This is a genomic window from Gammaproteobacteria bacterium (assembly GCA_015709635.1).
GTDB lineage: Bacteria > Pseudomonadota > Gammaproteobacteria > Burkholderiales > Nitrosomonadaceae > Nitrosomonas.
In genome coordinates this window covers 1662893-1684741 of sequence record CP054180.1, presented here as the reverse complement: position 1 = coordinate 1684741, position 21849 = coordinate 1662893, and the positions used below count along the sequence as shown (strand labels likewise).

Below are 21849 nucleotides of genomic sequence, written 5' to 3'. Positions count from 1 at the left end.
GAAATTTAGGAATTAAATCTGATTAAAAAAGGCCGGGAGACCGGACGTCAATCCATCAACGAATCATAGAAACGTTTCTGTGGACTCCGAAAATTTCTACAGCTCACCCGCATAAAGGAAGAGCAAAACCGGCGCCGGATTCGAACCGGATCATAGTGGCCTTTCAGCCCCTAACCATTCCCATTGGAAACAACCGGCTTTGCTCAAAACGGCAACGGGCGGGAGGCCGGACGTCCCTCCATTCATCGATGCCTTAGCATCCAAGCCTGTGGACTCCGAAATTTCCACAGCTCACCCGTAAATCTTTGAAAATACTTTGCGGATGGTGGGGCCCCCCAACCCGGTTTCCCGGAAACCCCACATATCACTCCGGCATTGCTGCCGTGTTACGGCCGGGGGAATATCACCGTGTCACACCCGCGTTTTTTATTCTATACCCTACTTTGGTTTACTTCCACACCCTTTGATAAATCAGGTGATTGATTTAGTTCTTGCTGCTTTTGTGCTTCACTGGCCATATCCATCGCTTCAAAGCTGTTGCTCATCAAGTGTTTTCCGAGTATCTCCAATAAAGAGCCAATTCCTTCAATGGTGTATTCTTCCAATCGATCATGATCCACCCCCCTCATTAATTCGCCTAAAGAAGCTAGGGCAGAACTCGCATCTTCAAATTCATTGGCCATTTTCCGGTAGCTTTCAGGATTTCCGGGGATTTTCTCAGGATATCGAACGATAACAACTTCATCATTATTAATTTCCTGATTACTCATGATTTTCCCCTTGTCCTAGCTTCTCATACGCGCGTTTTACATCCTCGCGGCATAAATCAAGAACATCCCCCAGTGCGGAAGCAAGGTTTCCGATTTCATTGACATAAAATGCCGTTGTACTGTTTTCAGTTGATGCTGGCAGATATTCCAGTATGCAACCGGTTATGGAGCGGCATGCATCAAGCCTAACTTCAAGCTGTGCCAACGTACCAACAAAATCCGGTTTTTTTGTGGTTGGTTGCATGGTTTCTTGGCATTTATTGCACATGACGGCCCCCCATTACTCTAGCCTGTTGCACGTGAGCTTGCTGAATCGATTCTTTGCCGATTGATTTGCTCAATTGAAATGAGGCGGAATTAAAGATATGCTGCATGGTATTACTCCTTGTCTAGCGATCAAAAACCGCTACCCCGATGTCAAACGAGGAGGCGGAACTGTGCAGGTTGACATACCGGGACAAGGTTCCGGCGAGCCTTTCGGCTCCCCGCACAGTCCGCCAAAAACTAGGCGTGCTTGTATCAACGGACAAAAAAATAGCCGCTTGAGCGGCTTATCCGCCTTGTCATCGGGATGTCAAACCCGGCGCGGCATTTGGCCGCGACTTTTTTCACTTTAACGTGCCATTAAAGGCACGTCAAGTTGAAATCTTGCTGTTTTGCGTTAAAAGCCCCGCAATCGATTTATGTCGCGTTAAATATCTTTCAAACAACCTTCCCTATTAATTTCTTTTTTGATCGAAAATTAACGTGCGTTTAACGGTGTTTTTGCGGTATGTCCATTCATGCCGTTATTGTCATTTTTCTGTTTTTTGTATTCCAGCCATTTTTCCAGACCGATAATGACCTTGGAAATAGATTGCCGGGTTAAGAATCGCGGGCTTTCCAATTTGGTAATGCGCTTAACAAAGGCTGCGAACTGCGGTGTCATGGCATTACCGAAACCCAATCGCCGGGCAAGAATCTCCATCTTGCGCCATTGAATTTGCGTTGGCCGGTTCGGTGCGCTCCCGGTAGCTTTGCGCTCCAAACAGCCCCGCTGTCTCAGTGTGGCGATCAATTCCCGCAATTGTTCATCCGTTAAATCCTTGCAGCTCGACTTACCGGTCAAGTTTTGCAACCATGTACGGTATTCAATGCTGCCATGCGCGATATTAAGCTGCTGCGCGGCAATATGAACCATAGCCATCAGCTTATGGCGCGGTGTTAGCTTCCAGGTTTGTTTCAAATCATTTGTCCGCATGATTTAACCCCGCAACGCTGCTTTTATGACCATATGAGTTAAGTCTTCGCCGGGGTACTTGTACCGCGCCATTCGGTAAGCATCCGTGAGAGTTCGCAAGCAGCCTTCACCGGTTCCCAATTGAATCGATAATTCACGCTCCAGCTTTCCAGATACTCCCCAAGCTGACATGATTAGGTCAATATCGTTTTCAGTCGGTTTATTGACCCTTACCCGCCAAATGCGGCTAGATAACTGAGTGCTGTTTTTGGTTTTCTTGGTGCGGTCGTACACTTCACCATTACTTAGCAAGGCAATGCCAAACCAACCGCGATCACAAAAATGCCGTAGCGCGTTCAATATATTGAGGCCACCTACTCTAACGAGTCCGTGGAATAGTCCAATAAGTTGCGCCTCATCAATGATTAAAAGCCCATATGGTTTATTGCTGCATACAACGCCTATTTCTTCGATCATTTCATATTCTGATTTCTTATCAGGATTTGCAAAATCAAAATATGGCTTGTTATTTAATACAATGGCTTTATAAATTTCCCAAATAATCAATTTCGTAGTTATATTGCACTCGGACAAAGTTATCATCCATACGGGGCAATCAAACCCATCTTTTTTTCGATAGTGCGCAAGATAGTATTTTGCTGCTGTTGTTTTTCCACTCCCCGGTAAAGTTGAAATTTCGACCATCCTGCATTCTTCTTGTGCCATCAAAAAACCTTGGGTAATTTTTTTGGAAACACTGGTTTCAACGAAATCACCATAAGATTGTTTTTCAGCGCGAATTTCATCTTGTTCAAGAAAATATTTTTCCAAAGCATTCTCAATTACTTCAGCGAGTGATAATTGATTGAAGTAACGTCCAGGTTGACGCATATTTTCACTGCTTCTTATCCATTCGGAAATACGCTCACCCCATAGATTGTTCGTATATTTACTTTCTCTAAAATCTTCTGGTTTGGTGATATTGGCTATTTTTAGTAATGCGTTATTATCAATAGCTATTTCATCGATTACCCGTTGCCTGATTTTTTCATACCTGGCTAAATATACCTGGCTAAATCGTAAAGTCTTTCATTGCATACTTGAGGTTCTATTTTTCTCAAATTATCAAGCTCTTCATCCGATATTGAATTCATTTTAGCCTTGGTCTTGCTATCAACAGCGTCTTGGTTTAGCATTGCGTTTCCTTTTTAAGTATGTTGATAAGTATTAGGATTATTCAGGTTGCCGCATGAGTAATCCTAATTACCGTTTTTCCATCTCATAAGCCGTTCATTTGCTACTTTCTCTTCCAGCTCTTTCAGTTCTCGTTCGCGTTCCTCCGCTGCTTTGTCAATCGTGGTTTCGGGAAAAATTGGCCGGGCATTACGCTTAGTAATTTCGCCGGTTTGAGTGTTTAAAATACTTCCATCTTCTTGAATTCGGATGTGGTCGTCCGGCTCAGGCTGCTTTTCTGGTGGTAGTTTTAATACATTCAACAAACTGGATTGCAGCAAATCTGGCAACCCTACTTCAGCGACATTAAGTATTACCTCTGCATTTTTAACTCGTTCTTTTGCCTCCTTTATGGCCACACCTGCTTTTTTAATCGCCGATGATCGTCCTTTCCATGTTTCCCCACTGGCTGTTTTGTCTAAGAATGGCGTATATGCTTTGGAAATGGCTTCTCCCATATAGACGGCACCGTCATAAATTAAAGCCGGTTCTGTGGGATCGGATGGATCTGGAAGAATGTCGTAGGAATAGCCGCGTTTAACAGCCAAATTGTCTTGTGGCGTATACTCGACCTGCCCAAAACCCGGGATTGTCATTTGAAAAACCAGTTGTTTACTGAGTACACGACGAAATACCAACGGACGCATTGCGCGCATGTGTTCAATCGATACCGGACGCCTTGTATGGCTTTCCATTAAATGGTTGTATAGCTCAAGTGGAGACATGCCATTCATACCATGCCCGCGGTGCTTACCAAACTCACCTTTTGCCCATGCAACTACGCAACTTGATAAACGTTTTGCGTATTCTTCAATGGGTATTGCGTGTTTTTTGTCGCAGTTTTCCGGCCTATTCACAGCATTGGAGCCTGTATATGCAGCACCACATAACTTATCCACATTTCTGGCTACTACATTCCACCATGATTCTGTGCTTCCTTTTGCCGCGCCGTGATAAGGTGTAGCCCAAATCGTATTGATACCCATCCGAGTGAGTATTCCTATTGGTTGGTTCTTCAATACGGTATAGCGGAAAGGACTTTTTTGTCCGCCATTCAATGCATTATTTGAATATTCGGTGCCATTATCCAATGAGAAATCTTCCGGCATGGTTCCAGTCAGCAATACCGCATTTTTTAGCGCATCAACAACCAATTCCGCATTAGTATTTGTGTACACTTTAATTGCAAGCGGCATGCGTGTTCTAAGTTCACGAATAACAACAACCCAGGGACGTGAAATCGTCCCATCCGGCCATAAACAAAATACATCCGCTTTTCGCCCGTCTGATTCCCACCTTTGATGAATTCCAAAAGTTGTGTAGTCACGTTTAAGGTGTGGCAAGCTTTCTTTTAGCGCTGTTTTACCTTGGCGAAGCAATATCTTTTCGTTTTCTGGTACATTGCTATCCCATCGCCTTAAAAATGTTTTAAGGCTTGGCAATTCACCCCATTCATTCTTTTTGGCTTCTTTGCACGTTTCGCGATAGATAACCGTTGCATCCGGTTGAGATTGTTGCCCGTAATTGGTGTAGAAAAAATCCCATGCTCTTGGGTGAATTTCAGTGCGTGTGCGCCCCTGATAATCGGGAGCTAAAATAACTTCCCAATATTGGCGCGGATGATTAGCCACTTGCTGTAACCAACGCCATAACGTCGCTTTGGAAATACCCTTATGGTGTGATTGAATGATTTTTAATGCTATTTCTTTCTTGAAACCACCCTTAAGCAATTTCAAATATTCATCAAGTATATTTACTCGACGGATTGCATTTTCTTTAATTCCTGCGGATTTTCTGCTGTATGAATCAGCTATAGCTTCATATGCATCATGTTCAACTTGAATATTTTCTTGATTTTCATCATCAGTAGGTAAATCTGGTTGCTGCGGTTTGTGATGCTCTAACCAGTATTTGGCTTGGATTGATTGAGGTAGGCTAGTTAGGAGAATTTCATAGCGCTTGCTTTCTTTGCGATAGGTGTAACGCCCTCCCCCTCTATAACTTCCATTTCGTTCTGAACAAGCTTCACGAATTGTTGCTGGATTCAATCCGGTCAAATTAGAAACATCAGTGATAGTTAACCAAACATCATCACCTGAAAAACCCGCGATAGTTTTTACATGCAATGTTTTGGTTTGTGTTGACTTACTCATTGTTATTTATATATCTTTAACAGAATCAGAATCGCGGGATTTACTAAAGCCCGCGCAAAACCCGCGATAACTTGCCGTAATAATCGCGGGTTTTTTATTCAATGATTTCCCCCTTTTTTAATCCCAGCAGTACCGCTACTTTATGGCCCTTATTGATACTGCATGATGTCTTGTTGCTAATTAGGGCCTGTTAACACTACCTAAGTGCTTCGACGATGAGAGCGAAATGGATGAATGAGAGAAAAATGACATCCAGTTTGTCGAATCTGGAGAATATTCGACGGAATCCCTTGAGTCTGCGGAATAATCTTTCGATCTCATTGCGTTTTTTGTACATGGCGCGGTCATATTCCCAGAGCTCCAGCCGATTAGTTTTGGGTGGGACAACCGGGATATAACCGAGCTCCAATGCAAGCTGTCTGGTTTGATCACCCTCATAAGCGCGATCCATCAGCAGATGAGTAGGAGAAGAGACGGGGCCGAGTGCTAACAGGAGTTGTCGTCCTTCCGGTGCGTCATGTGTGCCCCGGAGATAAGGAAAAGTTATGGCTGTTCTGGTATCTGCGGCAACCAGATGAATTTTAGTGGTCCAGCCACCTCGGGATTTGCCGATGGATTGCGGGCCGTTTTTTTAATGCACCAGTACCATCAGGGTGCACTTTGATGCTGGTGCTATCCATCGAAACGGCTTCAATCTTGATGCGAATGATTTGTTGATGCTGCAGCTGCTCAAAAACTTTTTGAAGCACGCCGCTTTTCGCCCATCGATTCATTCGAGTGTAGATGGTATGCCAATTACCGAAACGCTTGGGTAGTCCGCGCCACTTGCAACCATGCTCGGTAACATACAGAATAGCATTGAGAATTTGTAGATTGGAATGACTGACATTGCCACGCTGGCGCGGCATGCAGTGTTCGATCTGTTGATATTGAGTTTCGGTGATTTCCATCACCATATTATATCAAATAGTGTTAACAGGCCCTAGTCATCCCTGCAAAACACTTAGAGCTTGCATGAACTGCAGGAATCATCAAATTTTAGACGGCATTGATCCCTGAGAATTTATACTATTCGCATCAAAACACTGAGAGAATCAAGAGGAACTGAAATGCCGACCGATGATTTTTTCCGAGCGCGTCTCGATCAGATAATTGATCTGCGTCATCCCCTGGCAGTGCTGTCGAATCGACTGCCGTGGGCTGATATTGAAGCAGCACTTGTCCCTGCTTTTGAGCGTAAAAACCGTCAGGGTGAAGTGTTGAGATCAACGATCTTTTGGCACAACATTGGCGATTGCCAGTGGGGGCGTGAGCACTGCGGGTCGCCCCGCTTGCCGATCCGGTTGATGGCATCGTTGCTGTATCTGAAGCATGCGTTCAACCTCAGTGACGAAGAGCTGGTGGTTCGCTGGTCGGAGAATGTGGTGTGGCAGTATTTCAGCGGCGAGGAATATTACACATCGAAGTTGCCGTGTGATGCCACCCAGATTGGCCGTTTCCGCACCGCCATTGGTGAAGCTGGTGTTGAGAAGCTGCTGAAGGCAACGATTGACACTGCGGTGCACACCAAGGCGGTCAAACCGGCTGAATTCAAACGAGTGATTGTTGACACGACAATTCAGGAAAAGGCAATTGCGCATCCGGTGGATAGCCGGTTACTGGAAATTGCTCGCGGCAAGATTGTGCAAGCAGCCAGACGGGCTGGCATCACCTTGAAGCAAACCTACGCCAAAGAAGGCAAGGCGCTGCGCCGAAGGGCAGGCGGCTATGCCCGCGCCAGGCAATTGCGGCGTCTGCACAAAACCGTTAAACGCCAACGCACGATCCTTGGTATCGTGCTGCGGGAGATCCAGCGCAAACTGGCAACCGTGACGACGGTCTGTGCCGCATCGCTGCAGCAATTGACCACGCTATTGGAACGGGCAGGACGGATTCATAAGCAGCAACCCAAGGACAACAACAAACTCTATGCATTGCACGCACCGGAAGCCGAATGCATCGGCAAGGGCAAAGCACGCAAACCTTACGAGTTCGGAGTTAAAGCCGGCATTGCTGTTACGCACAAAAGCGGCCTGATAGTCGGTGCCAGAACCTTTCCTGGCAATCCCTACGATGGTCATATTCTCCACCAACAGCTCGAACAAACGCACAGGCTACTCGAAGATACCGGATCAATACCGAAGCAGGTTATTGCCGATCTCGGGTTCCGGGGAGTGGATGCTGACAATCCGGCAGTGGAAATCATCCATCGCGGCAAGTACAAGTCGCTGACGAAACCGCAGCGGCGCTGGCTCAAGCGCCGGCAGGCCGTGGAACCTGCAATCGGGCATCTGAAGTCGGATCACCGAATGGATCGCTGCTGGTTACCAGGTCAGTTGGGTGATGCACTGCACGCTGTGTTATGTGCGGCTGGCTACAATCTGCGCTGGCTGATGAGAGCTATACACCGTTTGGGCATCAAGAATTCTTTATTGCGACTTGCGCTGCTGCAACTGATCAACACCTTTTACACAAAACGTTCGTTTGTCGGCATGACTGTGTGAATTTTGCAGGGGCGACTAATTACTGCATTTACCAAATTTACAGAAACCCCATGCCTCCTCGCCCACTCTTTGAGAGTTAATCCATGTTTCGACATGATTTCTTTAGCCTTTTTTCTTCTTTCTGATGTAGTATTACTCATATTTATCACCCGATTTAAACACGTTTTGTATAAACACGCCACATATTAAACACACAATTTGTGTGTTATGCAACCAGAATGAAAACAATAATCGAATTATATTTGATAGAAAACAGCCTAAAAGAAGGTGAAAGGCTGAAAAATGAAAGGATTAGGTTAGGGTTAAATCAAGCCGACTTCGCTGAACGTTTAGGTATTCATAAGAATACTCAAACAAACTATGAGAGCGGTAAGAGAAAACCGAGTAATGAGTATTACGTAGCGGCGGCTGAATTAGGAATAAATATTCCCTATGTAATCACTGGAAATACTATTCTTGATTTTCCAAAGAAAGCCGCTGAATTAGCCCACAGGGTGTTCAATTGCTATAAAAATGGTTTTGATTCAAATGCAATGTCAGCAATCTTCTTTATTATCGGTTCAAGTAATTTAAATGAAGAAGTAGCTGGAAAAGATAAAGCTTTGCATCCCGCAGATATTGATGCCCTAGTAAAACTGGCTATTGATCGAGGTAAAGAATTTTACGAAGCTTATAGCGCAATTACCCTGTACTGTCATGACGCTTTGCATTCTGAAAATGATAAGTTGAATGTTGATCTTCTGGCTGACCTAATATTTGAAACTATTAATCTATATGATTCTGTTAAAGATCAATTCTCACTTGTATCCATTCATGACAATATGCGCCTTGTTGCACAGCAAGTAGTTAATAGTCATAGTGAATTAGAAAAACCTGGCAAATGAACTTTTCATGTTATTTGATACTAAACTTAACAATCTCATTCACTAGCAAACAATTGCAAAAAAATATCATTTTTGTTTCATTTCTTCTGACTTTTGTCGCGTTTTTTCGCAGAATGTTTCAAACCTAAATTTCTGGTTAAATTCTCTGAAACATAATGCTGATAACATTTCCCAGTTTATTTCTTTCTCTTCTTATTGTTTCAGAATGATAGTCCCCCCTCAACAAGATTGCTGAGTTTCTGGAAAAGTTGTTTGATGGTTATCGCAGTGTTAGTTTTGGCCATTGAACACTGCGTGAATGCAGTGCATTGTTTAAATACCCTCAAATCCGACAAGCAATAACAACTTCTGAATACGTTACTTGTCGTGTCTCTTTTATCGAAATAAAAATCATTTGAATTTTGTAATGATCTAGTTTTTGCTTCTAGGCCGAAAAAATGAACGATCTACTATTTGGTGTGAGCGTTGAAGAAATAGAAAGAATCACCGGTGAGAGTCAGAAAATCATTAAGAAATGGAAAAAAGGTACTAAACAGATACCAGAACCGGCACTCAGGCTTTTGAAGTTGTATCTTTCCGGTGATGCCAGTGCTTTATTAGGTGATGAATGGAAAGGCTATCGTTTCGTGGATAATTTGATTTTTGTTCCTGAGTGGCGAAATGGTTTTACACCGCATGAAATTAGAGCTTTTTTCTGGAAATGCCAATTGGTATCGAGCTTACAAAGTGAAATCAGGCTATTGAAAGCTGAGCTAGATAGGCGCAACGAGGAAATTGATGCGCTTGAAATCAAGGCTGATTTTTACAGACGCCAGGTTGTGCTTGAAAGCCGGTTCGGTTTGATTCTGGAAAGAAGCTTTTCTTAATTTAGCAGATTATCTCCATCCTCGATGCCATCCGTTGTTCGGATGGTGCCATCCCCAGCCGTAATTAACATTGTAATTCCATAAATACCCAGGGCCTGGGTTCACATAAGTAGGAGCTACATATACAACACCGGGCGGTATTCCTGGTGCAACAGGAACCCCAACTACTGGCGGCGCTATACATCCGGCTAATTGGATTATCAGAATTGCCCCGATAATGGCGCGACTGAATAATTTTTTCATTGCTGTAGTTTTATCGAAATGCGGATGCCCGCTCCATAAATTCGCTTGATGTTGCGAGATATGGAGGCGGAAAGTCTTTGTGCGTTTCGTCAGCAATTTTTTTCAGTGTTTGAATTGCATCGATAACCAGGTTTCGGGCAGTTACAAAATCCTCTTCATATACACTGATATTAGGGAATTCAGCTACCCTACCCACGTATAGAATTTCATCGTCGATTTCTTCTTTACGTATCGTAATCGAATAGGCTTCAGGATCAAATCTCATTTCATGTGCTCCTTGATTGCGTTTTCGTGCTGTTTGACAAATTTGTATAGCTTTTTGATATACGGGCGTTTAACGGCTTCGCCTTTATTATGACCACAATTATAGTTAGGATACTCAATTAATGATACGGCCGGGTGCCGCGCGATTTTATGGCCGGCACTGCCGCAGTTTTCGATTTGGAATCCTAGGGCTATTAATAGATTGGTGAATTCTTTACAGGATGCGTTGGAGCTGGTGGTTAGGTCTTCGAGTTTTTTGAGGAATTTTTCGAATTCAGTCATAAATACAGATAGATAATATTTTTGGAATTTCAAGTTTCTCTGTTTCAATTACAATTAAAAAATTGAATAGTTATATTACTAACCGCTTAATCCAATATGTCTACATTAAAATTAAGACAAAAAATAAAACAACTTAACTCCATTGATTTGGATAAAGTAGATTACAAATATCTTGTTTCATTACTTTGGTCTGCATCTGATGGTGTTCAAGTACCAATTCAATATAAAAGTATCGAGATATATTTTCGAGCTAGAATCTGCAATTCCAAGAAAATAGACAAAGTGAGCGAACTTGGAGCGCCATCTGCTGATTTAATCACAGGTTATCAGCGATGTAATCCACCAGGGATTCCAATGTTTTATGCAGCATCAAAACGAATAACAGCCCTATTAGAATGCGATGTACAAGAGGGGGATATTGTATATTTAGGTCAATGGATAAATACAGCATATGTTCCGATAAATCGAATTTTCTCGCATTCAGAAATGGAAATGCATAATTTTTCAGAGATTGACATACTTTATCATTCATTCTTAGAAACTCTTTTTACCCGCAAAATACACAAAACATTTAATGTCGAGTACAAACTCACTGCAGCAGCAACTGAAGCACTAACAACAAGATATCCAAAAGAAGAAACTATTAAAATCAATGGAAAAATTAAAAATATCACCATTGATGGTACGGGAGGTCTTTATTATCCATCTGTCACGAATAAATCAAACAGCTACAACACAGTTTTTCACGCCAATTTTGCCAATGCAAATTTAAAATTAGTGCATGTCACACAACTAAAAATCACCAAAAAAACGGACAGAGAATACTCAATTGAGATAATTGATACTACAAATGAGACTCAAGACGGAAACATATTGTGGCTAGGTAGTCGGCATAGCATTCCTAGACAAGAGATAAGTAAAGTAGGGGTAGAGTTTTTCTGCAACGGCAGGGACTGGATAATTCCTGTTCGTGATATTCCCCTAGCAGATGATGATATCAGCCGTTTTTTAAATGAGTAAGTAAGTGATCACGCACTAGCGATCGGACAGCACACTCGCTCTCGGGTTCAGGGTTATGCCCTTCGCGCAGATTGGTGGTGCGACTATAACTCAGAGCAGAAAAGCAAAGCACATTCGGGATTAAGCAGGAGAATTCAGTGAATTTATTACTTTTTCCCGTACTGCTTGAATGCGATAATTCTTGCGGCAAGGAAAACGAAGCAGTTTCAATCCAGCAGTTCTGCAAGCTTCCTGGACAAAAATATCTCTACTGCGCGATTTGCTCAATTCATGACTTCTGTCGTCTAGTTCAATAACGGCAACCACAGCAAGCGTTTCTTTATCACAAAGCACATAATCAAAATGCTTGGATGAGATTTTGAAAAACGCAGATTGCCAGTTTCTCCGGCTTAACGCATGGTCTGGGGTCAATATGTCGGCAATGCGCACCTTCGCGAAAATTTCGTACTGATCTGATAAAGATTGTTTCAATACGTGAAAAAAGCACTGTTCAGCGTCAGAAAACAGCGTCCCCAGGGATTTATATTTAAAATCAACAAGCCTACCAAGTGATATAAGCGTAAGCTTGAGAATAAACACCAAAAAAGCAAGTATCACAGAGCCGATAACGAGATATGGAATTAAGGGCTGATTCAGTAAAGCATTCACCGAATTAGTTAGTGATTCTGCAAAAATTGCCTGAGCATTAATCATATTTAAACATCCGAAATAATAATCATCGAATGCTTAGCGGCAAGCAAACAAAAATATAAACCAGTTCGGCAATAAGGAAAACAGGAGGAAAGTTCGTGCAGTGGTAAGGTTCGGGACAGCATTCCGGGCTTTGCCCTGCATGTCCCTCGCGCCGGTCGGCGGCGCGACCCTTGGGAGTGAAAAGCAAGCAAATCACTCTGGCGGTTTAATGCGTGAATGCTTATCGGCATAAGCAAAAAAGCGCTGGCGCAATCCATCGTTATTAATAACGCAGAAAACGCGAAGGATAAAAAGCCAGCAAAAATACAGAAATGCGCAAAAATCTGTAAAGAAAGAGTTCAAGTAATTTTTGATTTTCATAAATACTCCAGTTAATTAACGATTGAAAGCACCGCAAGCCTCGAATCTCTGAATGAATTCAATGCGTTTTTCTGGCGGCAGCTTCATGATTTTCTGAACTAGCGGGTGCTTGGGCTTGCCCAGCAGTTTTTGCGATTGCCTGTTGATTTTCTTCGGCGGGTTGATCAGTTTTCCGACTATTGAGCGAGCGCCCTCCCCGTACCATTGGTGCAATTGCTTGGATGAGAGCATGACGTACGGCGCGGAATCATCAGTGAAGATTTGCCGGGTGTCGTAGCAGGTGAACAGGCTCGGGTATAGAATGCCGTGGCCGGTGTAGTACCAGCGGTTCACGACCGGCGCATGATTGCTTTTGCCGTACTTGACGGAAGCCACGTGCAGTTTCATGAATTTGCCGGAGAATCCGGCGATTTGCAGCAGTGAGCTTAGATCTTCCGGTTTGGAAGTTCAAAACTTTCTTCAACGAATGCAGCTCCGGAGTCGATAGGTTTGCCGTCAATGGCATCTTTAAAGAATGTGATACCGGTCACTTTTACTTTTTCTAACATAACAACCTCTTAACACCACCTGTTAACGCTTTACCTGAATCGGCAGTTATTGAATTCAGAGCGTAGAAAAACTAATTTATGCGTATTTCTTGATGTACCAATCTGGCGCAGTGAGCGCGGCAAGCTCTATAGTTTTTACTTTAATTAGCATCGTTTGCACGTTGTTTGGTATTGATATATCGATGCCGTAAGCAAGTAAGGCTTTTCTATGGTTATAAAAAGCCGAGCGTTTAAGCTCAATCGGATAACCATATTTCCAGCTCACGTAAGTAGCTCTTAGCCGTGGCGGCAGATCGTTGAAATTTTCATACTTGACGTTTTCCAGCCGTTGCAATTGGGTTCTGTCCATATAAACCTCTATTAGTAGTGAATCTGTAATTGCGCCTAGATATGCCAGGCCGTTTTGTAGAAGAAAGCGCGATTTAAGCGTAAACTCTTCGCGTATTACTCCGAGGCGTTCGCAGAATTCGATGACTTCATCGGATACGTGCTGACCGGATTTTTTAGAACGGTGTTTCTTGAGTTCGGTGGTTTTGCAATACAGCTTACTCCAACAATCTTGATTGCGTTTTCTTTAATAATCTACAATGACTTATCTTCATTAAATTAGCTTAGCATCTAAGCTAATCTACTACAGCCCCTATTCTTAAATTGTTACGTTTAAACCCGCTTTAACTTTCTAAGACCCTATCAAAATAACGGAATATCAATCAACACTGATAATGTGTTGCCTTCTTTACCTGTCTTGGCCAACAAGTTATGATCTTTGCTTATTATTATTGTAAGACACTGTAACCGCGCTCCTGCATACATTTAATAATCATTTGTCTCATGGTGTGCTCTTTACTGTCGTATTCGTTTTTACTGTCCGCAGCTCCAATCGCAGTGCTGACAATTTCTTCTTCCAGTGCAGAAGCTTTTGTTTCCTCAGATACGCGAGTTGATATGTTACCGGAATCATTAGTATTTCTTACGGCGATTAACTTACATGCGATCAGATCATTGTCGTAATCACAGCCTTTACAAACTTGCGGATCAACAAGGGGTTCGTAGGTTGATAATGGTATATCCGGGTTTGCAGGAATAAAATTTTTCATAATTGCACACCCCTGAACAACAAGAAAAGCAAAAACCAGAAAAGGAAGGAATATTCTCATTATTTACCTCCACACGTTAATGAATATGACTTTTATGGCAATAGCAGCTTGCGGATTAAAAGGCGGCTTCCAATCTCTAATTCAATTGGAGCAGTTAGCAATGGTCACTTGCCGCTCATTTCGGATACCGATTCATTGCTCCATAATAATCCTTTTGCGCGTCTCCATTAATCCAATACGATATTTCTCCGTTCGATAGCAATTGAAACAATCCGAGAAGTAAGCAATCCTTTCGTTTATCCCGGAAAATATCGACACTACGAGCGAAGAATTATCCGCTTTGCCGATTATTTCTTGTGTATCTTAACGCTTGCCAAACGGTTCTGACATCAACAAGTTCATGGGGTATCAATAATGTAATCACAATTTCTTCCAGTGCCGCGTATACACAAAACCAAGTCGCGATTCTGAAAGGCCAAGTCAGAGTTTCAGTAAAAAGCAAGATATAGCTTATTATGGTGACAGCTACCGCAAGTTTTACACTCCAGGTGTGATAACCGATTACCGTGTGAAATTTAATGATGCCTGCGATTACCGGCAAAGTGAAGCTTAAGACGATGATAATAAAATAAAACTGCTCACGTTGTATGATGTCGGGCCATAGCACCCAAGCACAAATTGCCATACTCGAGTAAATGATAAAATCTCCCCAACTGTCAAGACGCGAACCCATTGCCGTTATTTGATTCAATATCCTGGCTAGAAAACCATCCAGCACGTCGGTAAAGACAGCACATATTAATACTCCAATGTACCAATCAGGCTGCTTTGTGTAGGCAAAGTAAAATAAAACCGGCGCCATCAATATTCGAATTAAGCTTACCAGGTTTGGAAGATTGATTACTTGATCTTTTTTATGCCTCATCGCAGTAGCCTTCTCTATACAACTAACCCGATTTCTTAAGCACTCTCCAGTGATAAAGCATATAGGTCATCACGATATCAATAATTAGGAAAACAAAAGATAACAAAAGTATTGACGGTAACTCTAAAGCAAAAGTGCGCATCAGCATGAATGCAGGCAATAGCGATTCGGGTACTTGATCAAGTATCGGCGCTTTGCTGCTCGGCATCATCGACAAACGGCGCTTAATAAAACTGGATGATAAGTCACCGGCTACAGCGTAGCTTGCTATTAAAAATCCGATTATCAAAGGGTAATTCAGTAATACAGCAGTTACTGACGTCATCAACAGTGCGGCAACTATCCCCCGCCATGTTTTAGCAGAACCGAATAAAGGATTGCCATCAGGTAATACGACGCCACAATCCACCGGTAAATCCAAATTATTGCCGAAAATTATCCGCGCCAATACCGGTGCGCCGTTTGCAATTATAATGAGCAACAATAATTGTATAAATTCGACGGTCATTGCGGATGACGAGAGTTATCAGTTTTTACGAAATCCAATTTCTTTATGACTGATGGCAAGCAGGAAAATTTCAGGAACGGTATGCCCAATACTTCACTTAAAGTTCTAACTTATAATATTCACAAAGGGTTCAGCGCCACCAATTTGCATTTCATTCTTCACGAAATCAAGAATTTATTGAGAAATATCAATGCCGATGTAGTATTTCTGCAAGAAGTGCAAGGTGAACGCAATAAATCGAACCATCGTTTCACTGATTGGCCCAATAGCCGGCAGTTTGAGTTTCTTGCCGATCAAGTTTGGCACCATTTCGCTTACGGCAAGAATGCCATTTACAAATCCGGCCATCACGGCAATGCAATTTTATGCAAATATCCCTTCATCGAATGGGAAAATATTAATGTTTCATTTTTAAAATCGGCCAGCCGAAGTCTTCTGCACGGCACGATCCAGATTCCCGGCAGCGCTCAGAAAATTCACATCATCTGTGTACATTTGGGATTATTCGGACAAGAGCGAGAACACCAGCTCGCAACGCTGGTAAAGCGTATCAATTCGCATGTTCCGGCAAATGGACCGCTCATTATCGCTGGAGATTTCAATGACTGGCGCGGCCGTGCCGAGCATTTCTTGCATCGTGGTTTGGGTGTTAAGGAAGTTTTCAAAATCACCCGCGGCACGTATGCACGCACCTTTCCTTCCTGGTTGCCGGTATTATCAATGGATCGAATTTACTACCGTGGCCTGGATATCGTTAATTGCGATCGCTTGCACGGCCAGCCCTGGCGGCGTTTATCCGATCATATTCCGCTGCTTGCTGAATTCCGCTTAATTTAAGAAAGCGCTGAATAGATAATTGCTTTCTATTCTGAATTACGAACAGGATCGTGCGCTACAGTTTCTTCGATAAACAGAATTTTAAGATTCTGCCAGCGCGCCCAAACAGTAAGCAATCCACGCAGTAAAAAAGAAACTCCCGGCATGATCCATATTGCGGTTACGCGTCTATCGGCGCGTTGCCAGCCGCGTGATAGAACGTTGATAACCGAATGCAGCCGTAGTGCATGACCATACATCTGCAGGCAAATTAACCGGGTGGGTTGTAGCGGCGTGAACCAATGAACGGAGCCGCCCACATGAAATACTTGATCGATTGCTTTAAGTAAATCGTCGCTAAAATCCGCCAATGCGCAGTTACCCGAAAGTAACATAATATTCTGCCGCGCCTTGGGATAGCGCGACAAGTACACAGCCCGGTTACGCCGTGCCAGAGTGATGCGATCATCGCCAAACGATCCTGCACCTTTATGATAAATATGCGCTTCAGGGTGAACGCCAAATCGCCAGCCGTTTAAATCAAGGCGACGGCCAAGGTCGATATCTTCGTAATAGCCGCGGCCGAATGTGGCATCAAAGCCGCCGACCGCCAGAAAGGCATCGCGGCGGATCAAAATCGCATGTCCGCGGAGATAATAAGTCTGAACATAATTTCCCTCGCGCAGCACATAGCGGCTGAAATCGAAGTTGTCATAACTATTACCGGCCGGAATAATGGCCGCCAGCTTGTCGTCGGCATCAAATGCCGCACATAGCTGCGGCAGAATGTTTTGATTGACTTCGGTATCCGAATTTAGAATCAGTACATAAAAAGCATTCGAGCGATTGACGGCAGCATTGACTGTCAAACCGAAGCCCTGATTCTTTTCCGCGTGGCAAACTTCTACACCTGCATACGGCAAATGATCCAGCATCTCGCGCGTTTCACGGTCGGACGCATCATCCTGAATGAGTACATGTTGTATGGATTGTCCAAGGTGCGTGACGACTGAATCAATGCAACGCTTTGTCAGCTCCGGCGCGTTATAAACCGGAATCACGACATCGATAGATTTTTCGGCAGCCGGTGTCACTTGATTGTCCATTCATTCATCGGTGTATTTCGCGAAGGCGGCAACTTTCTTCCAATAATGCTACATAACGGGGCAAAACATCGTCATCTCCCGAACCTTGGATGATTTCTTTGAGAAAACGCTGCCGGTGTTCTTCATCGTAAAATGAATCACAACCTGCCGATAGCAATTCGCTGATTCTTTGATATACATCATCGCGGCATCGTAATTCGGTCTCGGGCATATACTCGGCCACAACGGAGCGGCCTGCGTGCAGGTAATCCGCCGCCAGCACCGGCTTTCCTGCTGTTACCGCTTCAAAAACAACCGAAGTTGCGAGATCCATGGCGACATCCGCCCAATTCAACAAATGCACGGAGTGTACATCATCTGCCGCGATGCTGATATTCGGCAAACGTAAAATGGCCTTATTTCGTGTCAGAGGCTGCCGCCAGCCGCCGCGGGTGTGCGGTTTGATGATGATTTCCACGCCTGGGAAAGCCGCGATCATTTGTACCACCTCGCCAACCTCTTCCCAGAACGTGGTGAAATCGCTTTTTCGCAAGAAGATGATCAGTTTAAGCCGGCTCGCGGAACGTGTGAGCGGCGACGGCGGTTGTAATTGCGCCAATTTATCCAGCCATTCGGTGCAAAAGCGCGGCGACCCCAGCACCGCGATCGACTGCGCCTGCATGAAAGGGCGGAAACGCACGGCGCATAATTCATTCGGCACCACGACTTTATCGAATAAACAACCGGCGGAATACATGCTATCCGGCTGCAGTTTCCACTCGCCGCGCCGGATCAGGTGATTGGCGTGCGGACTGTCGCCATGCGGCAGTGAAACCGCGCCAAGCCCCTTGTCGTGTGCCATGGCAACGACCGTCTCGACCCACTCGATGCACACTGGAGAATTCCGGGTCACCCAGTCGAACACGATTACACCATTACCGCTACCGGCAAAACTTCTCTCCAGCAATTTCCGGGAAGTGCTTCTCCAGACTTGTTGACGCTTCTCATCACCGTACATCGCAATAGCTTTTTGCACCACCGGCTTTAGCAAAGAGCGCTTCATACCCGGCGACAATAATAACGTTTGCAGCCACCACTGCATAAACTCTAGCGGTGTCAGCACATCACGGATATGCGCTAGTCGCACGCCCGTCAGCTTGCGCAGAAACTCAATGCGGTAATCGTTACGGATAGTGCGATGACCAATCAGCACCACATCGCACGTATGGCCGTATTCGACCCATTTGCAGATAACCGGGGTGATATGATCGATATCGTTGTAATGACGAAGAAAGAAGAGCGCTTTCATGTCATTTTCTGTGAGAAGCCCGTACAACCATTATTCATCCAACAGGTGATCGATGTCGCATACCTACGCAGTAATCTGACCGGAATTTTTCATTTTTAAAATAAGATCGCACACTTCACGCACGGCACCGTGACCACCGGAATGGTCACAAACATAACGGGCTATTTGCAAAACTTCCGGCACCGCATCGGCCGGACAACAGGTAAAACCTGCATTTTCGAGGCATGCCAAATCGCAGAGATCGTCACCGATATAGGCAATGTCTTGCAGCGCAATCCCTTTTCGTTTTGCCAGTTCTTTCAACTGCGGAAGTTTGTCGTTGACCCCTGGATAGTATTCCTCGATGCCGAGCTTTTTCATTCTCGCCGCAACGGCAGGGCTTTTTTCGCCGCTCATGACACAAACGCCGATGCCGTTCTTGCGCAGCAGTTGTAAACCATGCGCATCGCGCGTGTTGAATTTCTTCAACGCTTCACCCTCCGGTCCATAGTACATGCCGCCATCCGTAAAGGTGCCGTCGACATCCAGAACCAGCATTTTCACTTGCCCGGCGTATGCGCTGAGCTTCATCAATTTTTGCCGCAGCAACAACTGTTCAACGATGATCCAGTCGGTTTCATCGTCGATCTCAATCGCCGTTTCCGCTGCCATCTCATGGACACCGATACGCCCGCTAAGCCGGTTACCAAAATCCTCCAGTATTCTTCGCCGGGTGAAATAGAAAGCGCCATTTTCCATCAAGCAGCCAGCAAAATCCTGGCGCCGCGGACGCTTGAGCGGGTCGTAATTGATCGGCGTACCGTCGCCAGTCCAGTAAAACCGCTTGGATTGTACCGCCGTCAATAAGGAATCGAGATGTTCATTCAGAAACTTCTGCTTGGCCGCAATGAAATCTTCTGCGCGCGTGAGCGGCGAAGTGGCCTGAATTAAGCATAAAACATCAAAAGCGACGCGCTGTTTAAACTCGAGCATGGCGCTTTCCGTGCTGGCCGTGTCGGTACAAGTTTCGGCAGAACGATCCAGAACCGTCACCCCTGCCGGAAATTCATCCAGCACTTTCTCGCGGATTCTCGCAGAATCACTCGCCACGTAAATTTCGTCGAAACACCGCGAAGCAATTGCCTGTTCCAGGCTCCATGCGAATAATGGCCGTCCTGCGATAGCACGCACATTTTTATCGACAATGGATTTTGAATTGGCACGCAACGGCATAAAAGCAACCCAGCGCATCAGTTGAAGTGTACTCCCTGCAACCGTTTCAGCTTGGCGCGCTGCGGCGCTTCGATGTCCAGTATGGGAGCATCTTTAAATGTCAATGCCTGAGAAACAGCCCGTACATCCCGCACCAAGCGGCGCAGGCCATCCGGTTCCAGCGACGCCGCATGATCGGTTCCTTTCCAAGTACGATCGAGAGTGAAATGGCGTTCAATCCAGGATGCGCCCAGCGTCACAGCCGCGATGTCCACAGCAATACCCAAATGATGACCGGAAAACCCGATTTCCTTGATACGCGAGCCAAACCGCTTATTCAGCGTTTGCAGTTCAAGCAAACAGACTTGATCAAATGGAACGGGATAGCCGGAGGTGCAGGCATATAAAACAACGCGTTCAGCCGCATGGCATTTTTCCATTAACTGCACAATTTGCTCTTGTTCCTCGTACGTGGTCATACCGACGGAAATGTGAATGTCGCCGTGATAATCCCGGGCGAGAAATTCCAGCATGGGGAAATTGAGATTACACGCGGACGGTATCTTGATGAATACCGGATTGAGGCCGGCAATTTCCTTGGCCGAAGTGAGATCCCACACCGACGTTGAGTAACCGATGCCGAACTCCTTGCAGTATTGCTGCAATTGGCGGTGCTGATCGACGTCGAATTCGAGAAATTCCCGGTGTGCACCGTAGGTATCGCCGTAGCTATTTTGTGTATTCGGATGCGGCGCATTATATTCTTCCGGCGTTAGCAATTCCTTATTGGAACGCTTCTGGAACTTCACAAAATCACATTTTGCAAATGTGGCTGCAATTCCGATCATTTCCTTAGCGATTTCCATGTCACCTTTATGATTACAACCAATTTCGGCAATTACCTTAGGCACTTTCATAAAATTTCCGGTTATTCCATTATTAATCAATTGATAAACTTAACATTAGTAAAAAACTGGCCGTCGCACGCTGCATCCATTTTCAGTAAAAAGAAACTGTTTTACATGTATCTCAGCTCCAAGGTATTGAAATCTAATTGGTGACCCAGGTTGATGATTTATTGCCTTTCAGGTAAGCCGACCGGCGCTGCGATGATAGTAGGTCCAAATCCGGAAACCACGGCATGTGCAGTGCGGAAAAATTGCCGGCAACCCGTACGGCATCGAAAAAATCACCGTTATAGTATTTTTTGTGACAAATCGCAAAAGTTGTATCGATGGGTGCTGCATATACCTCTAACCGGTCATGTCTGAGCGGTTTATTCCAGAACCGCGACTCCCATTGCGGCACGGTCACGAGTCTTTCGCATGGAACAATATTTCCCAAGTTTGATTTCATGCGGCGATCGGTTAAGTTGTAGCCATTAACTTGGTATGGCAGAGCGAAACCCGCCTTAAAGCACTTGAAGTAACCGCAAACATCAATCAGTTGTTGAATGAAATCCACTGGTAAGTGTTCGTTGAACAGCAAATCCGGATCGGTATAGCCGAATATCTCCGGCAAGACATCATAAATCGGTCCTTGAAACCCGGTGCGTGCACCCATATTGACCGCTGACCGCACCACGAAAGCTTTTTTTGCTGCGGCAATATCCGCAAGAATAGTGCGTGTCTCAACATCTCTCGAGGCGTTGTCGATGACGATCGGCTTGACAGATCGCGCATTGAATTGGCGCACACAATGATCAACATAAACACCATTGTTGTAAGACACAATCAAAATCGGCACTGCATCGTCCAGAGAAGCAACCGCTGATTTGATCTGTGCTGCGAGGTTCTGAATATGTCTTTTATAGATGTATCGATGAAGAATTTTTTTCATG

25 protein-coding genes and 1 pseudogene are annotated in these 21849 nt (G+C 44.6%); 6 read left to right on the top strand and 20 right to left on the bottom strand.

Annotated features, from left to right (window positions below):
- Positions 1 to 431 precede the first annotated feature (431 nt).
- Complete coding sequence (locus tag HRU78_07860; GenBank protein ID QOJ23570.1) at positions 432 to 770, bottom strand: hypothetical protein; 339 nt, start codon at positions 768 to 770, stop codon at positions 432 to 434.
- On the bottom strand, positions 763 to 1038 hold the full coding sequence (locus HRU78_07855) for a hypothetical protein (protein ID QOJ23569.1): 276 nt from the start codon (positions 1036 to 1038) through the stop codon (positions 763 to 765). Before HRU78_07855 ends, HRU78_07860 begins: the two co-directional genes overlap by 8 nt.
- Positions 1039 to 1135: 97 nt before the next feature.
- Between HRU78_07855 and HRU78_07850 the strand changes: the two genes are divergently transcribed.
- On the top strand, positions 1136 to 1387 hold the full coding sequence (locus tag HRU78_07850) for a hypothetical protein (GenBank protein QOJ23568.1): 252 nt from the start codon (positions 1136 to 1138) through the stop codon (positions 1385 to 1387).
- A 125-nt stretch (positions 1388 to 1512) separates the two neighbouring features.
- On the opposite strand, the gene HRU78_07845 is transcribed toward HRU78_07850, so the two are convergent.
- The 4 genes from HRU78_07845 to HRU78_07830 form a co-directional block, all read right to left on the bottom strand.
- Positions 1513 to 2010 (bottom strand): regulatory protein GemA, encoded by a 498-nt coding sequence (locus HRU78_07845; protein ID QOJ23567.1) that lies wholly within the window; start codon positions 2008 to 2010, stop codon positions 1513 to 1515.
- Between the two features lie 3 nt (positions 2011 to 2013).
- Positions 2014 to 2880 (bottom strand): AAA family ATPase, encoded by an 867-nt coding sequence (locus tag HRU78_07840; protein ID QOJ23566.1) that lies wholly within the window; start codon positions 2878 to 2880, stop codon positions 2014 to 2016.
- Between the two features lie 368 nt (positions 2881 to 3248).
- Positions 3249 to 5375 carry a DDE-type integrase/transposase/recombinase gene (locus HRU78_07835; protein QOJ23565.1) on the bottom strand — a complete coding sequence of 709 codons (2127 nt, stop codon included), beginning with the start codon at positions 5373 to 5375 and terminating at the stop codon, positions 3249 to 3251.
- A gap of 196 nt (positions 5376 to 5571) precedes the next feature.
- A protein-coding gene (locus tag HRU78_07830) for an IS5 family transposase (GenBank protein ID QOJ24970.1) occupies positions 5572 to 6325 on the bottom strand; the annotation gives its coding sequence in 2 pieces (ribosomal slippage) (positions 5572 to 6007 and positions 6006 to 6325; 756 coding nt in all).
- A 159-nt stretch (positions 6326 to 6484) separates the two neighbouring features.
- On the opposite strand from HRU78_07830, the gene HRU78_07825 reads away from it, so the two are divergent.
- The 3 genes from HRU78_07825 (at position 6485) to HRU78_07815 (ending at position 9668) form a co-directional block, all read left to right on the top strand.
- Positions 6485 to 7918 (top strand): IS5 family transposase, encoded by a 1434-nt coding sequence (locus tag HRU78_07825; protein ID QOJ23564.1) that lies wholly within the window; start codon positions 6485 to 6487, stop codon positions 7916 to 7918.
- 218 nt (positions 7919 to 8136) lie between these two features.
- Positions 8137 to 8802: a helix-turn-helix transcriptional regulator gene (locus tag HRU78_07820; protein ID QOJ23563.1), complete on the top strand. Its 666-nt coding sequence runs from the start codon at positions 8137 to 8139 to the stop codon at positions 8800 to 8802.
- A 437-nt stretch (positions 8803 to 9239) separates the two neighbouring features.
- A complete protein-coding gene (locus tag HRU78_07815; GenBank protein QOJ23562.1) occupies positions 9240 to 9668 on the top strand; it encodes a hypothetical protein in 429 nt (142 codons plus the stop codon).
- A 253-nt stretch (positions 9669 to 9921) separates the two neighbouring features.
- Here HRU78_07815 and HRU78_07810 read toward each other — a convergent pair whose 3' ends face one another.
- Both HRU78_07810 and HRU78_07805 read right to left on the bottom strand, forming a co-directional pair.
- Positions 9922 to 10176, bottom strand: coding sequence for a hypothetical protein (locus HRU78_07810; GenBank protein ID QOJ23561.1), 255 nt, complete (start codon positions 10174 to 10176; stop codon positions 9922 to 9924).
- Entirely contained in the window at positions 10173 to 10457 is a 285-nt protein-coding gene (locus tag HRU78_07805) for a hypothetical protein (protein QOJ23560.1), read from the bottom strand. Before HRU78_07805 ends, HRU78_07810 begins: the two co-directional genes overlap by 4 nt.
- Before the next feature lie 96 nt (positions 10458 to 10553).
- Between HRU78_07805 and HRU78_07800 the strand changes: the two genes are divergently transcribed.
- Positions 10554 to 11477 (top strand): RES domain-containing protein, encoded by a 924-nt coding sequence (locus HRU78_07800; GenBank protein ID QOJ23559.1) that lies wholly within the window; start codon positions 10554 to 10556, stop codon positions 11475 to 11477.
- 120 nt (positions 11478 to 11597) lie between these two features.
- Here the strand turns inward: HRU78_07800 and HRU78_07795 are convergent, their stop codons facing one another.
- From HRU78_07795 to HRU78_07765, 7 genes and pseudogenes are all read right to left on the bottom strand, one after another.
- Positions 11598 to 12170 (bottom strand): DUF2726 domain-containing protein, encoded by a 573-nt coding sequence (locus HRU78_07795; protein ID QOJ23558.1) that lies wholly within the window; start codon positions 12168 to 12170, stop codon positions 11598 to 11600.
- Positions 12171 to 12362: 192 nt separating this feature from the next.
- Positions 12363 to 12530 (bottom strand): hypothetical protein, encoded by a 168-nt coding sequence (locus tag HRU78_07790; GenBank protein ID QOJ23557.1) that lies wholly within the window; start codon positions 12528 to 12530, stop codon positions 12363 to 12365.
- 15 nt (positions 12531 to 12545) lie between these two features.
- Positions 12546 to 12917 (bottom strand): hypothetical protein, encoded by a 372-nt coding sequence (locus HRU78_07785; GenBank protein QOJ23556.1) that lies wholly within the window; start codon positions 12915 to 12917, stop codon positions 12546 to 12548.
- A 237-nt stretch (positions 12918 to 13154) separates the two neighbouring features.
- Positions 13155 to 13625: pseudogene (locus HRU78_07780) on the bottom strand (DNA replication protein).
- 229 nt (positions 13626 to 13854) lie between these two features.
- Positions 13855 to 14235, bottom strand: a complete 381-nt coding sequence (locus tag HRU78_07775) for a hypothetical protein (GenBank protein ID QOJ23555.1) — start codon at positions 14233 to 14235, stop codon at positions 13855 to 13857.
- Between the two features lie 271 nt (positions 14236 to 14506).
- Entirely contained in the window at positions 14507 to 15100 is a 594-nt protein-coding gene (locus tag HRU78_07770; GenBank protein ID QOJ23554.1) for a CDP-alcohol phosphatidyltransferase family protein, read from the bottom strand.
- Between the two features lie 22 nt (positions 15101 to 15122).
- The gene (locus HRU78_07765) at positions 15123 to 15608 is read right to left on the bottom strand and encodes a CDP-archaeol synthase (GenBank protein ID QOJ23553.1); all 486 of its coding nucleotides are present in this window, start codon (positions 15606 to 15608) and stop codon (positions 15123 to 15125) included.
- A gap of 81 nt (positions 15609 to 15689) precedes the next feature.
- Between HRU78_07765 and HRU78_07760 the strand changes: the two genes are divergently transcribed.
- Positions 15690 to 16445 carry an endonuclease/exonuclease/phosphatase family protein gene (locus HRU78_07760; GenBank protein ID QOJ24969.1) on the top strand — a complete coding sequence of 252 codons (756 nt, stop codon included), beginning with the start codon at positions 15690 to 15692 and terminating at the stop codon, positions 16443 to 16445.
- Positions 16446 to 16471: 26 nt separating this feature from the next.
- Here the strand turns inward: HRU78_07760 and HRU78_07755 are convergent, their stop codons facing one another.
- From HRU78_07755 to HRU78_07735, 5 genes are all read right to left on the bottom strand, one after another.
- Positions 16472 to 17530 (bottom strand): glycosyltransferase, encoded by a 1059-nt coding sequence (locus HRU78_07755; protein QOJ23552.1) that lies wholly within the window; start codon positions 17528 to 17530, stop codon positions 16472 to 16474.
- Positions 17531 to 17534: 4 nt separating this feature from the next.
- Positions 17535 to 18818 carry a hypothetical protein gene (locus HRU78_07750; protein ID QOJ23551.1) on the bottom strand — a complete coding sequence of 428 codons (1284 nt, stop codon included), beginning with the start codon at positions 18816 to 18818 and terminating at the stop codon, positions 17535 to 17537.
- 63 nt (positions 18819 to 18881) lie between these two features.
- On the bottom strand, positions 18882 to 20048 hold the full coding sequence (locus HRU78_07745) for an N-acylneuraminate cytidylyltransferase (GenBank protein ID QOJ23550.1): 1167 nt from the start codon (positions 20046 to 20048) through the stop codon (positions 18882 to 18884).
- A complete protein-coding gene (locus tag HRU78_07740; protein ID QOJ23549.1) occupies positions 20048 to 20926 on the bottom strand; it encodes an N-acetylneuraminate synthase family protein in 879 nt (292 codons plus the stop codon). The genes HRU78_07745 and HRU78_07740 overlap by 1 nt, the downstream gene beginning before the upstream one ends.
- A gap of 133 nt (positions 20927 to 21059) precedes the next feature.
- Complete coding sequence (locus HRU78_07735; protein QOJ23548.1) at positions 21060 to 21848, bottom strand: hypothetical protein; 789 nt, start codon at positions 21846 to 21848, stop codon at positions 21060 to 21062.
- Between the last annotated feature and the right edge of the window lies 1 nt (position 21849).

What these genes read in the sequence shown, in the direction of transcription:
- HRU78_07860 (QOJ23570.1), bottom strand. Translation starts at nt 770, where the DNA reads ATGAGTAATCAGGAAATTAATAATGATGAAGTTGTTATCGTTCGATAT.
- HRU78_07855 (QOJ23569.1), bottom strand. Translation starts at nt 1,038, where the DNA reads ATGTGCAATAAATGCCAAGAAACCATGCAACCAACCACAAAAAAACCG.
- HRU78_07850 (QOJ23568.1), top strand. Translation starts at nt 1,136, where the DNA reads ATGCTGCATGGTATTACTCCTTGTCTAGCGATCAAAAACCGCTACCCC.
- HRU78_07845 (QOJ23567.1), bottom strand. Translation starts at nt 2,010, where the DNA reads ATGCGGACAAATGATTTGAAACAAACCTGGAAGCTAACACCGCGCCAT.
- HRU78_07840 (QOJ23566.1), bottom strand. Translation starts at nt 2,880, where the DNA reads ATGCGTCAACCTGGACGTTACTTCAATCAATTATCACTCGCTGAAGTA.
- HRU78_07835 (QOJ23565.1), bottom strand. Translation starts at nt 5,375, where the DNA reads ATGAGTAAGTCAACACAAACCAAAACATTGCATGTAAAAACTATCGCG.
- HRU78_07825 (QOJ23564.1), top strand. Translation starts at nt 6,485, where the DNA reads ATGCCGACCGATGATTTTTTCCGAGCGCGTCTCGATCAGATAATTGAT.
- HRU78_07820 (QOJ23563.1), top strand. Translation starts at nt 8,137, where the DNA reads ATGAAAACAATAATCGAATTATATTTGATAGAAAACAGCCTAAAAGAA.
- HRU78_07815 (QOJ23562.1), top strand. Translation starts at nt 9,240, where the DNA reads ATGAACGATCTACTATTTGGTGTGAGCGTTGAAGAAATAGAAAGAATC.
- HRU78_07810 (QOJ23561.1), bottom strand. Translation starts at nt 10,176, where the DNA reads ATGAGATTTGATCCTGAAGCCTATTCGATTACGATACGTAAAGAAGAA.
- HRU78_07805 (QOJ23560.1), bottom strand. Translation starts at nt 10,457, where the DNA reads ATGACTGAATTCGAAAAATTCCTCAAAAAACTCGAAGACCTAACCACC.
- HRU78_07800 (QOJ23559.1), top strand. Translation starts at nt 10,554, where the DNA reads ATGTCTACATTAAAATTAAGACAAAAAATAAAACAACTTAACTCCATT.
- HRU78_07795 (QOJ23558.1), bottom strand. Translation starts at nt 12,170, where the DNA reads ATGATTAATGCTCAGGCAATTTTTGCAGAATCACTAACTAATTCGGTG.
- HRU78_07790 (QOJ23557.1), bottom strand. Translation starts at nt 12,530, where the DNA reads ATGAAAATCAAAAATTACTTGAACTCTTTCTTTACAGATTTTTGCGCA.
- HRU78_07785 (QOJ23556.1), bottom strand. Translation starts at nt 12,917, where the DNA reads ATGAAACTGCACGTGGCTTCCGTCAAGTACGGCAAAAGCAATCATGCG.
- HRU78_07775 (QOJ23555.1), bottom strand. Translation starts at nt 14,235, where the DNA reads ATGAGAATATTCCTTCCTTTTCTGGTTTTTGCTTTTCTTGTTGTTCAG.
- HRU78_07770 (QOJ23554.1), bottom strand. Translation starts at nt 15,100, where the DNA reads ATGAGGCATAAAAAAGATCAAGTAATCAATCTTCCAAACCTGGTAAGC.
- HRU78_07765 (QOJ23553.1), bottom strand. Translation starts at nt 15,608, where the DNA reads ATGACCGTCGAATTTATACAATTATTGTTGCTCATTATAATTGCAAAC.
- HRU78_07760 (QOJ24969.1), top strand. Translation starts at nt 15,690, where the DNA reads ATGCCCAATACTTCACTTAAAGTTCTAACTTATAATATTCACAAAGGG.
- HRU78_07755 (QOJ23552.1), bottom strand. Translation starts at nt 17,530, where the DNA reads ATGGACAATCAAGTGACACCGGCTGCCGAAAAATCTATCGATGTCGTG.
- HRU78_07750 (QOJ23551.1), bottom strand. Translation starts at nt 18,818, where the DNA reads ATGAAAGCGCTCTTCTTTCTTCGTCATTACAACGATATCGATCATATC.
- HRU78_07745 (QOJ23550.1), bottom strand. Translation starts at nt 20,048, where the DNA reads ATGCGCTGGGTTGCTTTTATGCCGTTGCGTGCCAATTCAAAATCCATT.
- HRU78_07740 (QOJ23549.1), bottom strand. Translation starts at nt 20,926, where the DNA reads ATGAAAGTGCCTAAGGTAATTGCCGAAATTGGTTGTAATCATAAAGGT.
- HRU78_07735 (QOJ23548.1), bottom strand. Translation starts at nt 21,848, where the DNA reads ATGAAAAAAATTCTTCATCGATACATCTATAAAAGACATATTCAGAAC.